The organism is Mycobacterium sp. 1081908.1 (assembly GCF_001673535.1).
GTDB lineage: Bacteria > Actinomycetota > Actinomycetes > Mycobacteriales > Mycobacteriaceae > Mycobacterium.
Genome location: NZ_LZLY01000135.1, coordinates 1 through 12,420 on the forward strand (window position 1 = coordinate 1; position 12,420 = coordinate 12,420).

A 12,420-nucleotide genomic window follows, 5' to 3' on the forward strand; every position below is an offset into this window, starting at 1 on the left:
GGCGGAAAAGCCGGGCTCATCGGCAGCGGCGGCGCGGGTGGTACCGGCGGAGACGGCACTTCCCCCATTAACGGATTCGGCGGCGGCGGAGGGAAAGGCGGCGATGCCCAACTGGCCGGGTTCGGCGGTAACGGCGGCAGTTCGGGCTCGGGGCTCGGTGCCCGTGCTGCCGGGGCCGGCGGCGCAGGCGGCTTGTTGTTCGGTACCGATGGCGTAGCGGGACAGCCCTAGCCGTTCGGCCGCCCACCGCCTCAGGCCTGCGGCCCCTCCGAGGGCGGCCAGTGCGCGCCGGGCGACGCGTCACCGGGTTCGGCGTGCTCGCCACGGGCTAGCGGCACCCACTGCTCGGTCGGCGCGGGCTGCTTGGAAGACGGGAAGTCACGCAGCGGCCCCGACGGCTTGGCGTCCCACTTGGCGAAGGTCAGCGGGGTCCGCAACCAGCAGTGCAGGAGGTTGTAGGCCGCCTCCAGCGAGTCGATGTGGGTGCGCTCCCAGCCGTGACTGCCGTCGAGCCCGAAGCCGACGAGCGCGGCCCTGGTGCCCGCGCCCGCTTCGATCGCCGCGGCGGCATCGGAGCGGTAGTAGCGAAACACGTCCCGCACGAAGGGAATCCCTTGCTCCTCGGCGAGCCGGCACAGCTTCCGGGTCAGGTGGTAGTCGAACGGGCCGTGCATGTCGGCCATCGGGATGGTGACGCCGTCCTCGATGGAGTGCTGACCGGGCGCGCACACCGCGTTGTCCACCGAGATCAGCTCCGCGACGTCCGCGGGCAGGCCGTGGCTGGCGCCGTGGCCGACCTCCTCGGTGATGGTGACCATGATCGTGGTGCGGTGCGGCAACACCACCTTGTTCTCCGAAAAGTGTTTGGCCAGCGCGAGCGCGACCGCGACGCCCGCCTTGCCGTCGAGGTGGCGGGAAACGATGAAGCCGTCGGCGGTGAGTTCGGGGCTGGCGATCAACGCGACGAAGTCGCCGACGTTCACGCCCAGCTTGACCAGGTCCTCGCGCGACGACACCTTGCGGTCGACGCGGACCTCGACGTGCTTCCAATCGGTGGGCTGGGTATCGATCTCGTCGCCGAAGCTGTGGCCACTGGCCTTGAGCGGCAAGACCGTTCCGGTGATGAACTCGTCGGGGTCGTCGCTGAAAATCCGCACCCGGGCGCCCGTGGCGAACCGGGCCGAGAAGGTGCCGACCGGAATCAGCTCGAGGCGGCCGTTGTCCTTGAGGTCGCGCACCATGCAGCCGATGGTGTCCGCGTGCACCGCCAGCGCCCGGTCGATGGTCGCGGACTCCCCCGGCAGTTCGGCGGTCAATGCACCGCGGCGCGTCAGGGTGAACGGCACCCCGAAGTCGTCGAAGATGTCGCCGATCAGCTGCATCACCGCATCCGTGCGCCCCGCCGGACTCGGGGTCTGCAGCAGTGCGAGCAGCGTGTCGATCATCCACGCGCGGTCGGCCTCGGCCATGGCCGCGGTCTGGTGCACGGTCTCTCCTTCTCGGTTCGTTCGGAATCCGGCTTCAACCTACCGGTTCGCGCGGGAACGCAAGGGCGCAGCCGCGACGTCTACAGTTGGAGCGCGATGAACGCGTCTGCGGTTACCGGTGACTGACTTCGTCAAGCGCCGCCAGGGCGCACCGGCCGGCTACTTCGGATGGGAGGCCGCGGGGCTGCGATGGCTTTCGGGCGTCGTGGGCGGCGTGCCGTGCGCGACGGTCGTGTCGTTCGGCGCCGACCACCTGACGCTGCGGCGCCTGGATTCGGTGACGCCCAGCCCGGAAGCGGCGGACGAATTCGGGAGCCGACTCGCCGTCACGCACGACGCGGGCGCCTCCGCGTTCGGCGCCGCGCCCGACGGCTGGGACGGCCCCGGGTTCTTCGGCCCGTTGTCGCAGCCACTGCCGATGTCGCTGCGGGCGCACGAAAGTTGGGGTGATTTCTACGCCGACGAGCGGCTGGTCCCGATGGCCGAGCTCGCGGCGCCGCGCCTCGACGCGTCCGCCCGCGCCGCGATCGACTCGGTCGTGGCGCGTTGCCGCGCGGGCGACTTCGACGACGACGACGCGCCGGCGCGGCTGCACGGCGACTTGTGGAGCGGCAACGTGATGTGGACGCCCGACGGGGTGGTGCTGATCGATCCGGCCGCCCACGCCGGTCACCGCGAGACGGACCTGGCGATGCTCGCGCTGTTCGGCTGCCCGCACTACGACGCGGTCCTCGCCGGTTACCAGCGCGTGCGATCGCTAAAGGCGGGCTGGCGCAACAGGATCGGGCTGCACCAGCTGTACCCGCTGCTGGCACACGTCGCGTTGTTCGGCGGCGGGTATGCCGCGCAGACGCACGCGGCCGCGCGCGCCGCGCTGGGCGCCGCCCCGCCCGCCCCGAAGTAAGTCCTGCTGATGCGGGTTTTGCGGCCAAAATTTATTTCCGTCGTTGCTACAAAATCGAGTTAGGCTCCTCGATGTCCGGGTCACATACATATGAGGAGCCCGCTATGAAAGAGGATGCGCAGGGACACGAGGAAAAAGACATCCGCCGGCTACGCGAATTCGCCACATTCGACAAGCTCTCGGATAATGATTTGCAGCGCATTGTCTCGGCGGCGCATCACACCTCCACGTCCGCGCCATTGCCACTCATTCACGAGCAGACCCCCTCGGACGCCTGCTACATCCTGCTCACCGGCGAGGCCGGCGTCTATGTCGGCCAGGACCGCGTCGCCCTGGTGGGGCCGGGCGAAGTGATCGGCGAATCCGCGCTCCGCCGCGGGAAGCTGCGTTCGGCGACGGTCACCACGACCGGGCCGGCCGAGGTGCTGCGCATCGAGCGCGACGACCTGGCCCGTTTGCTCGACGGGATCCCGGCGCTGCGCGAAACGATGGACGCCACCGTGGCGCGACACGCGCCCGTGGCCGCGCCCGAGCAGCCGCCGAAGCCGAAGCCGACGCACCGCCGGGTGGACGCGTTGGTTCCGACGGAGTTGGTCGAGCGGTTCGAGCAGGCCGCGGAGGGCGCCGGTGTGCGTGTCTCGGCCGCGCTCGAGGACGCGCTCACCCAGTGGATCCAGCGAAACAGCACCACCTAGCCGTAGGCCGGGGGCGGCCTACGGGTTCACGTTCGGGCAGATCTGCTTGATCCAGCCGGTGATCAGGTCCCTGTTGGAGTTCAGGTCGGGGTCGTTGGGTTGCGCGCCGACGGTGGTGACGAAGTGTTCGATCGCCGCCTTCACCGGGTCGGGCGGGCTGTACTTCTCGAGCGTGTCGGCGGCCTTGCGTGCGTTTTCCGGTTTCGCGGCCACCATCAGATTGTCCTTGGCGAACGAGATGTCCAGGCAGGTCGATTGGTCGAGCGGCGCGGCCGGCGCAGACGACGCGGGCGGCGTTGCCGGTTGCGACGAGGCGGCCGGCGGCGAGCTCGACGTCGACGTCTCGCTCGACGTCGAGGCCGACGAATTATTGCCGCTCGAGCAGCCCGCGGTGATGACCGAGACGGCGACCATTCCTGCGAGCGCAGTCCGTGTTAGCCGCACCAGAACACTCCTTGCCCGACGAACTATTTGCTGCAGGCACCCTACCGACAATTCCGTTTCGAGGAGCGTTTAAAAGCTGAATCGGGTTATGCCGATTCCAATTCGGCGATCAGGTCGCCGAGGGCGAGGATCCGCTGGGCGTCGCGCACGTGCAGGCTCTCGATCATCCGGCCGTCGACGGTGATGACGCTGTTCCCCGCGGCTTGGGCCTGCTCGTAGGCGGAGACGATCTTGCGGGCATCCGCCAGCTCCTTGTCGGACGGGCCGAACACGTCGTTCGCCGGTCCGATTTGGGACGGATGAATGAGGGTCTTGCCGTCGAAACCCATCTCGCGGCCTTGCCGGGCCTCGGCGCGGAAGCCGGCCTCGTCGGTGATGTCGTTGAAGACGCCGTCCAGGACGACCTTTCCGGCCGCCCTCGCCCCCAACACGGCCAGCGACAACGCCGTCAGCACCGGCGCCCGGCCGGGCAGGTGCAACCCGTGCAGATCGTTCACCAGATCGTTGGTGCCCACCACCAGTGTCGCCAAGCGATCGCTGGCCGAGGCGATCTCCTCCGCCCGCAGGATGGCCCTGGGCGTTTCGATCATGACCCACAGCCGCGACGATTCCGGCGCGCCGAGCTCGCCGAGTGCCGCGGTCAGCGCCCGGACCTGTTCGCCCGTCTCGACCTTGGGCACCAGCACGCCGTCGGCGGCCGAACCGGCCACGGCCGCCAAGTCGTCGTCGTGCCAGTCGGTGCCCAAGCCGTTGATGCGCACCACGACCTCGCGGGGTCGGTACGTCCCGGACGAGACGGCGTCGCAGACCCGCGCCCGCGAGTCGGCCTTGGCATCGGGGCCCACGGCGTCCTCGAGGTCGAAAATGAGCACGTCCGCCGGCAGCGTCCTGCCCTTCTCCAGGGCTCTGGCGTTATTGCCCGGCAGGTAGAGGGCGGATCGGCGCGGGCGCAGCGTCGGTGGCATGACACGACAGTAGGGCCTTTGGGATAAGCCGGGCCCAGAGTGGGAAATCCCCGGAGAGCGAAAAGGGAGGAGCAGGTCATGCAGGGCCACGAAATCCGGTCACTCGCGGATCTCGCCGGCGAGGGCACCCGCGTTCTCACCACGCTCGTGCGTGACACGCACAGCGGCATCGCGCGCCGCGTCTTCGGCGCCGTCGGGCCGGTGGCGAAACCCGTGGAGGTCGTCCACAACACGGCCGCGGCGGCAACGTATTACGCCGTCGACCGCGCGGTTCGGGGCGCGTTGCGCGCGGCCGGTGAGCTGGCCGCCGAGACGCGCGGCAGCGATGAGGACGAGACGGTCGAAGCCAATCCCAGGGTCGCCGGCGTCATCGCCGCGCTCAACGGCATCTACGGCGACGAGCTCACCGACCGCGGAAACGGCTTCGCCCTGACCATGCAGGTGCGCCACCGCGGCCGGCCGGTCGCGATGAACGGCCCCGATATCGCGGCGGCGTTCCCGCGGGCAACCGGCCGGATCGCGGTGTTCGTCCACGGCTGGTGCATGACGGAGATGTCGTGGTGGCGCCGCCCGCGCGACGGCGAGGAAGTGAAGTCCTACGGCGCGCGGCTGCGCGACGACCTGGGATTCACCCCGGTCTACCTGCGCTACAACACCGGCCTGCACATCTCCGAGAACGGAAAATCGCTGGCTGCCCTGCTGGATCAGCTGCGGGCGCTGTGGCCGGTGCCGGTCGAGGAGATCGCGCTGGTCGGTCATTCGATGGGCGGGCTGGTGATCCGCAGCGCCTGTCACTACGGAACGGAGCATCAGCACCGCTGGCCCGACGCCGTCCGCCACGTCGTCTGCTTGGGCTCCCCGCACCTGGGCGCCGACCTGGAAAAGGGCGTCAACGCGGCGTCCTGGGCGCTGGCCCGGCTGCCCGAAACCCGCGGCTTGTCTTCGTTTCTCAACGCCCGCAGCTCGGGCACCAAGGACCTGCGGTACGGCGCACTGCTCGACGAGGACTGGAGCGAGTGCGACCCCGACGAGTTCCTCCGCGACCGGTGCAACGAGGTGCCCTTCCTCCCCCACGCCGTCTACCACTTCGTGGCGACCAGCGCGGGCCCGGGCGCGGTAGGCGTGGTGCTCGGCGACCGCCTGGTGCGCCCGCAGAGCGCGTCAGGCGTGGGCAAGTCGCGGAAGATCCCGTTCGACCCGGATCATGGGCTGACGCTGACCGGCCTGCACCATTTCGATCTGCTCAATCACGCCGACATCTACGCCAAGTTGCACGACTGGCTCGATCAGCCGGTGCCACCGGCCGACTAGCCTTTGGATTCGCGCCACTCCCGCTCGAACGGCAACCGCCAGGCGTTCGGGGCGATCAACTGGTGAATCGCGTTGGGGCCCCAGGTGCCGGGCTGATACAGCTTGGCCGGCGGCGGGTCGGTGAGCAATTCCTCGGAACGCTCCCACAGCGATTCGATGCCCTCGGCGGTGTTGAACAGCGTGTGATCGCCGCGCATCGCATCGAGGATCAGCCGTTCGTAGGCCTCCAGCACGTCCACGACGGTGTCGATCTCCTGCGAGGAAAACTGCATGGACAACTTGTCCAGCTTCATCCCGGGGCCGGGCCGCTTGCCGTAGAAGGACAGTGAGACCTTCGAGTTGTCGGCGAGGTCGAACGTGAGGTGGTCGGGCCCCTGGGTCCCGACGCCCGATCCGGGCGGAAACATCGTTCGCGGAGCCTCTTTGAACGCGATCGAGATGATGCGGATGCCCTCGGCCATCTTCTTGCCGGTGCGCAGATAGATCGGCACGCCGGCCCAGCGCCAGTTGTCGATGCCGACCTTGAGGGCGATGAACGTCTCGGTGTCGGAATCCTTGGCCACGCCATTCTCGTCGCGGTAGCCGTTGTACTGGCCGCGCACCACGTTGGAAGGCTTGATCGGCAGCATCGACCGGAAGACCTTGTTCTTTTCCTCGCTGATGGCGAACGGTTCGAGCGCCGTCGGCGGCTCCATCACCACGAAGGCCATCACCTGGAACAGGTGGGTCACCACCATGTCCTTGTAGGCGCCGGTCTCCTCGTAGAAATTGGCCCGCTGGTCCAGCCCCAGCGCCTCGGGGATGTCGATCTGGATGTGGTCGATGAAGTTGCGGTTCCAGATCGGCTCGAACAGACCGTTAGCGAAGCGGAACGCCAAGATGTTCTGGGCGGCCTCCTTGCCCAGGAAGTGGTCGATGCGGAAAATCTGTGATTCCTCGAAGGTTTCGTGCACAAAGTCGTTCAGCGCCACCGCGCTGGCCAGGTCGGTTCCGAACGGCTTCTCCATGACCACCCGGGAGCTCTCGACGAGCTTGGCGTCGCGCAGCATCGTGATGACGCTGCGCGCCGCCTTCGGGGGGACCGACAGGTAGTGCAGTCGGCGCACGTCCGGCCCCATGTTGTTCTCGGCCTCGGCGACCGCCTCGGCGAGCGCTTCGGGCCCGGCGCTCTGCGGCACGTACCTGACGATCTTTGCGAAGTTGTCCCACTGTTCGGGGTTGAGCTTGTGGGTGCCGAACGAGTCGATCGCGTTCTTGGCGAGCTCGCGGAATTCGTCGTCGCTGAGGTCTTCCAGCGATGTCGCGACGATTTGGATGTCGGGGGCAAGCTCGGACTGGTCCAAGTAGGCCAGTCCCGGGATCAGCTTGCGTTTGGCGAGATCCCCGGTCGCGCCGAACAGGACGATGACGTGGGGATCGAGGAGTTCCGTGTCGTGGCGGCGCGGGCGTTTCTCCGGCGCCGGGTAAGAGATCGTTTGCGGTTTCTTGTCGGCCACTCTTGCGATCCTTCCATCGCCGCGCCGTCATTGCAGCCCCATGTTGGGGTCGATCTGGGCGGTTACCGATCGCGCGGCGGGGTACGGAATAGCGATATGACCGGACCCGACCGAGACCAGCTGAGCCACGCCGAGAAGCTGGAGAACATCGTCGACGAGCTCGACGAGAAGGTTGCCAACGAGCGGGAGGCCGAAGGCGTCCCCGGCAAGCCCAGCGACCGCGAACGTGACGCCGCCGATGGCGGCCCGCAGGACGAGCCGCCAGACTGATGGTGCGGTGATTGTCCCGGCAGAACCCTTGACCGCCGGTCCGCGCGGGCCCTAACGTCAGCAGGTGTACGAAACCGTTTCGTTCACCAGGAGTGCACGTGGTTCGAGGAGAGGCCCGCGCCGACGCGATTCTGGATTCAGCCATCGAGCTGATGGCCATCACCGGATACGACCGCCTCACCATTGATGCCGTCGCGGCGCGCTCGAGGGCCAGCAAGGCGACGATTTACCGTCGCTGGCCGGGCAAGTCCGAATTGGTGATCGCCGCGTTGGCGCGACATGGCGCGGCCTCGGCCGCTGAGGTCGACACCGGTGAGCTTCGCGGTGACCTGATTCAAGCGGTCACCCAGATGCGCGACGGGCTCGCGTCCCAAGACGGCGCGGTGATCTTGGGTCTGCTCAACGCGATACGCGGAAATGCTGAACTCGCAGAGCATGTCCGCAGTCACGTCCTGAGCGAAAAACGTGCGGTCATCGGCCGACTCGTCGAGCGCTCGGTCACGCGAAAGGAACTGCCGGCTCATGCAAACCACGAGTTGGCATCCGAGATCGCCGCCGCCCTGGTCTTCACGCGCGTCTTGGTGACGGGCCAGCCACTTGGCGACGACGAGATCGTGCGCATTGTGGACGCGGCGCTGATGCCCGTGCTGACGCGCGACTCGAAAGGCGGCAAGTCGTGATCGGGGCACTTGCACTCGCTTTCGTGGGAGGCCTCCTCGGCGGCAATGCGATTCCTCACTTCGTCCGCGGAATCACAAAACAGCGCTACCCGAATGCGTGGGGCGGCGGTCCCATTCCCAATGTTGTTGCGGGATGGGCCGGTTTGGTGCTGGCCGCCGTGGTGCTGCACGCGGCGTTCGAGGGGCGCGAGCCGCTGTGGCCGTTCTGTGCGACGGCGGTCGGGGTACTCCTGATCGGACTTTTTCATGCGGGGCCCGGAGCGTTCGGGCGGCGTTAGGGTTGGCTGAGGTCGACACTGTCGAACGACGACCGCCTGGCGTAACTACCTGATCTTGTCCAAGGTCTGACGCGCCAAGTCGGGCCGCCCGCTCACGCGGTACCAGCGGGCAAGTTGTTTGTACGACTCGTTCATGTAGTACTGGTTCCAGATCTGCGGACGGATTCCGGAGCCAATGTGGTGCTCGGCAATCTCGATCCAATTCTCTAACCAGCCAATCGAATTCTCGAGTGGCACCTTGCCGACGCTCAGGTCGCACAGGACCCGGTAGGTGCGGCCTAGCAGCGGATCGTAACGATCGAACAATTTCTTGCGGATCTCCAAAGCCTTTTGCAGGTAGTCCATCATGGCGTCGAAGCCCTTCGCGCCTCGCGTGCCCTCCTGCAGGGCGATCCGCATATATCCGTCCGCGATTTCGGGTGAGTCGATGCCCTGCCTCGTCAATGACGACAGCCGCTCGGCCTCTGCCTCGACGTCTAGCGGCACCGGGTGTCCATCCGGGCCGGGTATTTCCGGTCGGGGCATTTCGTAGAAAGGCGTATCGTTGGCCGGGTCGCTGCGCCAAGTCGGGGCCATATCTCGTAGTCCACCATAATCGATCGGGCCATGAGAACAACCTGGCCGATTACGGCGCGGGCCTTGATCCCCCGCGTGCCCCGGGCGCCTGTGGCGCGCCGAACCAGGTTCCGAGGGCGTCGGAGAGCCCGGCATCATCAGCCCCGTCCTCCCCCACCCAGGCGACATGCCCGTCGGGCCGGATCAACACCGCGTCCGGAGCAGTGACGGCAGCGAGGTCAGGAAGCTCCCACGCGCCAACGTATTTCGCGTCGACCAGCGTGACCCGATCTGCCCAACCGTTGATGTCGAAGCCACCGGGCTCCCCGAGGTTGAGCAGCACGGGCCGCGCGTGGTGCAGCAGGGTGAATACGCGCACCGTGCCGTCGGCGGTGACCAGGTCGAGATCGGGCATCCGACGGCCGAGCAGCGGATGCCCCTCGCCCAGGTCGTAGTGGATGTCGAGACCCGACATCATCGCGGCGAACCGCCGCCGTGGCTCGGCCATGCCGAGCAGCTCGGAAGTGACCCCCCGCAAGGCCTTTGTGCGGTCATCCGGGCGAAGCAGCGCCATTTGGGCCATGGCGTTGCGCAGCACGCGCGCAGCGACCGGGTGACGTTCGGTGTGGTAGGTATCCAGCAGCCCTTCCGGGGCCGTTCCCTTCACCACCTGGGCCAGCTTCCAGCCCAGGTTGACTGCATCCTGCATACCGGTGTTGAGGCCCTGCCCGCCGATCGGGTGGTGCACGTGCGCCGCGTCGCCGGCCAGCAGGACGCGCCCGTCGCGATAGGCTGCCGCCTGCCGCGCCGCGTCAGTGAACCTGGAAATCCATGCAGCACTACATATTCCGTAATCCGTCCCGTACACGGCGATGAGCGCCTCGCTCAGGTCGCGCAGGGTGGGCTCGCCGGAGGGCGTGACCTGCCGCTCGGTCACCATGACCCGCATCGGGCCCCCGTCCTCCACCATGCTCAGCGAATGGACGCCGAGCGCGTCGTGGCGGATGCCCCATGGCGGTGCTTCCCCGGCCCCGACGGGCATGTCGACCTCGGCGAGCAGGTAGCTCATCGTCGGGTCCCACCCCGGGAAGTCGATGCCGGCCGATTTGCGCACCGAACTGCGTCCCCCGTCGCACCCGACGACGTATTCGGCGCGCAGGAATTGGCCGCCGGACAGCTGGAGGTCGACGCCGGTGTCGTCTTGGGCGACGCTCGCGACGTCACGTCCGCGATAGATCGGCACCTTCAGCTCGTCGACCCAGCCGGCCAGGATGCGCTCGATGTGGACCTGCCACAGCGCCAGCCCGTAAGGGTGCCGGGTGGGAAAGTCGCTGATATCCAACCGAATCTGCGCAAACCCGGCGACCTGCGCCACTTGGCCCTCGGCAAGGAAACGGTCGGCGATGCCGCGCTGATCGAGGACCTCGATGGTGCGCGAATGCAATCCGCCCGCCCGCGCGCCGATCAGCTCCTGGTCGGCGCGCCGCTCGACAATGGCGACATCGACGCCCGCCAACGCCAACTCGCCGGCCAGCATCAACCCGGTCGGGCCTCCCCCGGCGACTGCCACCGCGTGGTCGGCCACTGGTTCCCGCGACACACTCATCTCGCCCCCTGTTTCGGTCCGCTTTCGCTTCGACCAGCGATTTTGCGGCATGACCCCGGTCTTGCCGCAAGCCCCGGGGTGCGTAATATGTTGAAGTGGGACGGATTAAAAGCCGCCCCTTCTTTTTGCATCCGAGGTGGATTTTCGATAACCCCATCCGTCTTCTGAGTTCTGAACTACGGTTCAGACGAATGGCGGTTGCGTGCTCCCAAAATGGCGGTGAAATAATTGGCCGCGCGTCCGCATCAGCGCATCTGACCAGAGAGTGACGGGATGGGTCTACGCCTTGCAGGCCCCCTTGGCCACACGCGCCGATACAAACTGCGGCTGCGCGCCGACTCCGGAAGCGGTTTTTACGGCAAACACCAGGTTCGGCTGCTGCGGATCTACGTGGGCACCACGACATTCCTGTACGCCTACGGCGTGGTGTTCAGCACCGTGATTCCGCTGCACCCCGACCGCCCCCGGGGCCATCCGCTCGGGGGCATCGTGGCGATCGTCCTCGGTATCGCGGCACTGGTCTGGCTGGCCGTGCGGCCCGACAAAACCGCGCCGGCGACGGCCGTGGCGATCGTGGCCACGCCGATCGTGATGGCCTTTCACATCGCGATCATCGCCGAGTTCGTCTGCCTGATCGCGCCGATGTTTCTGGCGATGTACCTGCGCGCGTTCTACTCGCCGCGCCGAGGCATGGTCCTGGTCGGGGTGCTCGCCCTGGCGTGCGTTGCCGGCCTGGCGGTGTCGCGCACCGCGACGCTCGATATCGATTACTTCATCTTTGTGATCGCGATCGTCGGTGCCGCGGAGTCGTTCGGTCTGGTGACGCGGACCCTGGTCGCCGCGGCGTGCACGGATCCGCTCACCGGCTCGCTCAACCGCGCCGGTTGGGAGATCGCCACCGCCGACCTGTTGGCGCGATCGCGTTCGACTTCCACCACCATCACCGTCGTCGCGCTCGACATCGACAACTTCAAACGCATCAACGACACCGATGGTCACGTCGCCGGCGACCAGCACCTGATCAGCCGCGCGACCGCATGGCGAAAAGCGGCTCCCCCCAACGCCATCCTGGCCAGGCTCGGCGGCGACGAGTTCGCCGTGTGCATCGCGGAGCGCCAGGGTCCGGGCCCGACCGCGGCCGAGCGGTTCGTCGCCGCCGTGCGGCTGCAGACCCCGGGCACGAGCGTCGGGACCGCATCGACCGGCGGTGCGAGCGCCGACGTCGCCGTGCTGTGGGCGGTCGCCGACGCGAACCTGTACGCCGCCAAGCAGAACAGGACCCCGCAGCGCCGGGATCCCGATCTGCGCCATGCGCTCTAGGACCCGGCTTGGCTGAATGGTGCGTACCTCGGCGGGGATCAAGATCCGATGTCAGCGGGTAGCGCGGACGAGATTCGTTGTGCCCTAGCCTAATTGGTTGTTGGTGGGGGTTGGGGTTCGAACGGGGTGTACCACCACCAGTCGGCGCGCTCGCCCAGGGGCCCCGGGCACGGGGGCACGGCGGACCGACCGAGCTGGCCAACCTGGTGTTGCTCTGCCCCTATCACCACCGGGCACACCACCGCGGCGAGATCACCATCACCGGAACCGCCGACCGGCTGATCGTCACCGACGACGACGGCCAACCACTGAACCCCGGATCCCTCGCACGCCCACCCACCACAGCGTGGCCAGGCCCAGCGCCAGCGCCCACCACGCCGTGTAGCGCCACCACAACCCGACCAGCCGG

13 protein-coding genes and 3 pseudogenes are annotated in these 12,420 nt (G+C 67.6%); 9 read left to right on the forward strand and 7 right to left on the reverse strand.

Annotation, left to right across the window (positions count from 1 at the left end; genetic code table 11):
- Positions 1-231: pseudogene (locus tag A5655_RS28970) on the forward strand (PE family protein); the annotation flags it as partial.
- A 20-nt stretch (positions 232-251) separates the two neighbouring features.
- On the opposite strand, the gene A5655_RS22400 reads toward A5655_RS28970, so the two are convergent.
- Complete coding sequence (locus A5655_RS22400; protein WP_067013882.1) at positions 252-1,487, reverse strand: osmoprotectant NAGGN system M42 family peptidase; 1,236 nt, start codon at positions 1,485-1,487, stop codon at positions 252-254.
- 118 nt (positions 1,488-1,605) lie between these two features.
- Between A5655_RS22400 and A5655_RS22405 the strand changes: the two genes are divergently transcribed.
- Entirely contained in the window at positions 1,606-2,391 is a 786-nt protein-coding gene (locus A5655_RS22405; protein ID WP_067013883.1) for a fructosamine kinase family protein, read from the forward strand.
- Positions 2,392-2,495: 104 nt separating this feature from the next.
- Positions 2,496-3,086 (forward strand): cyclic nucleotide-binding domain-containing protein, encoded by a 591-nt coding sequence (locus tag A5655_RS22410; RefSeq protein WP_067013884.1) that lies wholly within the window; start codon positions 2,496-2,498, stop codon positions 3,084-3,086.
- 18 nt (positions 3,087-3,104) lie between these two features.
- Here A5655_RS22410 and A5655_RS22415 read toward each other — a convergent pair whose 3' ends face one another.
- A complete protein-coding gene (locus A5655_RS22415) occupies positions 3,105-3,500 on the reverse strand; it encodes a hypothetical protein (RefSeq protein ID WP_067013886.1) in 396 nt (131 codons plus the stop codon).
- 116 nt (positions 3,501-3,616) lie between these two features.
- On the reverse strand, positions 3,617-4,495 hold the full coding sequence (locus tag A5655_RS22420) for a CoA ester lyase (RefSeq protein ID WP_067013888.1): 879 nt from the start codon (positions 4,493-4,495) through the stop codon (positions 3,617-3,619).
- 78 nt (positions 4,496-4,573) lie between these two features.
- Between A5655_RS22420 and A5655_RS22425 the strand changes: the two genes are divergently transcribed.
- The gene (locus A5655_RS22425; protein WP_067013890.1) at positions 4,574-5,806 is read left to right on the forward strand and encodes a triacylglycerol lipase; all 1,233 of its coding nucleotides are present in this window, start codon (positions 4,574-4,576) and stop codon (positions 5,804-5,806) included.
- Here the strand turns inward: A5655_RS22425 and zwf are convergent.
- Positions 5,803-7,302: a glucose-6-phosphate dehydrogenase gene (gene zwf, locus A5655_RS22430; protein WP_067013892.1), complete on the reverse strand. Its 1,500-nt coding sequence runs from the start codon at positions 7,300-7,302 to the stop codon at positions 5,803-5,805. The two genes, A5655_RS22425 and zwf, sit on opposite strands and share 4 nt — an antisense overlap.
- A gap of 96 nt (positions 7,303-7,398) precedes the next feature.
- Between zwf and A5655_RS28390 the strand changes: the two genes are divergently transcribed.
- The 3 genes from A5655_RS28390 to A5655_RS28040 all read left to right on the forward strand — a co-directional run bounded on the left by A5655_RS28390 (position 7,399) and on the right by A5655_RS28040 (position 8,530).
- On the forward strand, positions 7,399-7,572 hold the full coding sequence (locus A5655_RS28390; RefSeq protein ID WP_197508774.1) for a hypothetical protein: 174 nt from the start codon (positions 7,399-7,401) through the stop codon (positions 7,570-7,572).
- Positions 7,573-7,664: 92 nt separating this feature from the next.
- Entirely contained in the window at positions 7,665-8,252 is a 588-nt protein-coding gene (locus tag A5655_RS22435) for a TetR/AcrR family transcriptional regulator (protein WP_067013894.1), read from the forward strand.
- Positions 8,249-8,530 (forward strand): hypothetical protein, encoded by a 282-nt coding sequence (locus A5655_RS28040; RefSeq protein WP_156764993.1) that lies wholly within the window; start codon positions 8,249-8,251, stop codon positions 8,528-8,530. Before A5655_RS22435 ends, A5655_RS28040 begins: the two co-directional genes overlap by 4 nt.
- A gap of 45 nt (positions 8,531-8,575) precedes the next feature.
- On the opposite strand, the gene A5655_RS22440 is transcribed toward A5655_RS28040, so the two are convergent.
- Complete coding sequence (locus A5655_RS22440) at positions 8,576-9,106, reverse strand: hypothetical protein (RefSeq protein WP_067013896.1); 531 nt, start codon at positions 9,104-9,106, stop codon at positions 8,576-8,578.
- A gap of 49 nt (positions 9,107-9,155) precedes the next feature.
- Positions 9,156-10,691: an FAD-dependent monooxygenase gene (locus A5655_RS22445; protein ID WP_067013898.1), complete on the reverse strand. Its 1,536-nt coding sequence runs from the start codon at positions 10,689-10,691 to the stop codon at positions 9,156-9,158.
- A 321-nt stretch (positions 10,692-11,012) separates the two neighbouring features.
- On the opposite strand from A5655_RS22445, the gene A5655_RS22450 reads away from it, so the two are divergent.
- On the forward strand, positions 11,013-12,011 hold the full coding sequence (locus tag A5655_RS22450) for a GGDEF domain-containing protein (protein ID WP_067013900.1): 999 nt from the start codon (positions 11,013-11,015) through the stop codon (positions 12,009-12,011).
- Positions 12,012-12,100: 89 nt separating this feature from the next.
- Here A5655_RS22450 and A5655_RS28975 read toward each other — a convergent pair.
- Positions 12,101-12,193, reverse strand: a pseudogene (locus A5655_RS28975) (hypothetical protein); the annotation flags it as partial.
- On the opposite strand from A5655_RS28975, the pseudogene A5655_RS29465 reads away from it, so the two are divergent.
- Positions 12,191-12,420: pseudogene (locus A5655_RS29465) on the forward strand (hypothetical protein); the annotation flags it as partial. The pseudogenes A5655_RS28975 and A5655_RS29465 overlap by 3 nt on opposite strands.

Bases quoted from the DNA above. Each gene is read 5' to 3' on its own strand.
- A5655_RS28390 (WP_197508774.1), top strand. From the start codon at position 7,399: ATGACCGGACCCGACCGAGACCAGCTGAGCCACGCCGAGAAGCTGGAG.
- A5655_RS22410 (WP_067013884.1), top strand. From the start codon at position 2,496: ATGAAAGAGGATGCGCAGGGACACGAGGAAAAAGACATCCGCCGGCTA.
- A5655_RS22420 (WP_067013888.1), bottom strand. From the start codon at position 4,495: ATGCCACCGACGCTGCGCCCGCGCCGATCCGCCCTCTACCTGCCGGGC.
- A5655_RS22425 (WP_067013890.1), top strand. From the start codon at position 4,574: ATGCAGGGCCACGAAATCCGGTCACTCGCGGATCTCGCCGGCGAGGGC.
- A5655_RS22415 (WP_067013886.1), bottom strand. From the start codon at position 3,500: ATGGTCGCCGTCTCGGTCATCACCGCGGGCTGCTCGAGCGGCAATAAT.
- A5655_RS22445 (WP_067013898.1), bottom strand. From the start codon at position 10,691: ATGAGTGTGTCGCGGGAACCAGTGGCCGACCACGCGGTGGCAGTCGCC.
- A5655_RS22440 (WP_067013896.1), bottom strand. From the start codon at position 9,106: ATGGCCCCGACTTGGCGCAGCGACCCGGCCAACGATACGCCTTTCTAC.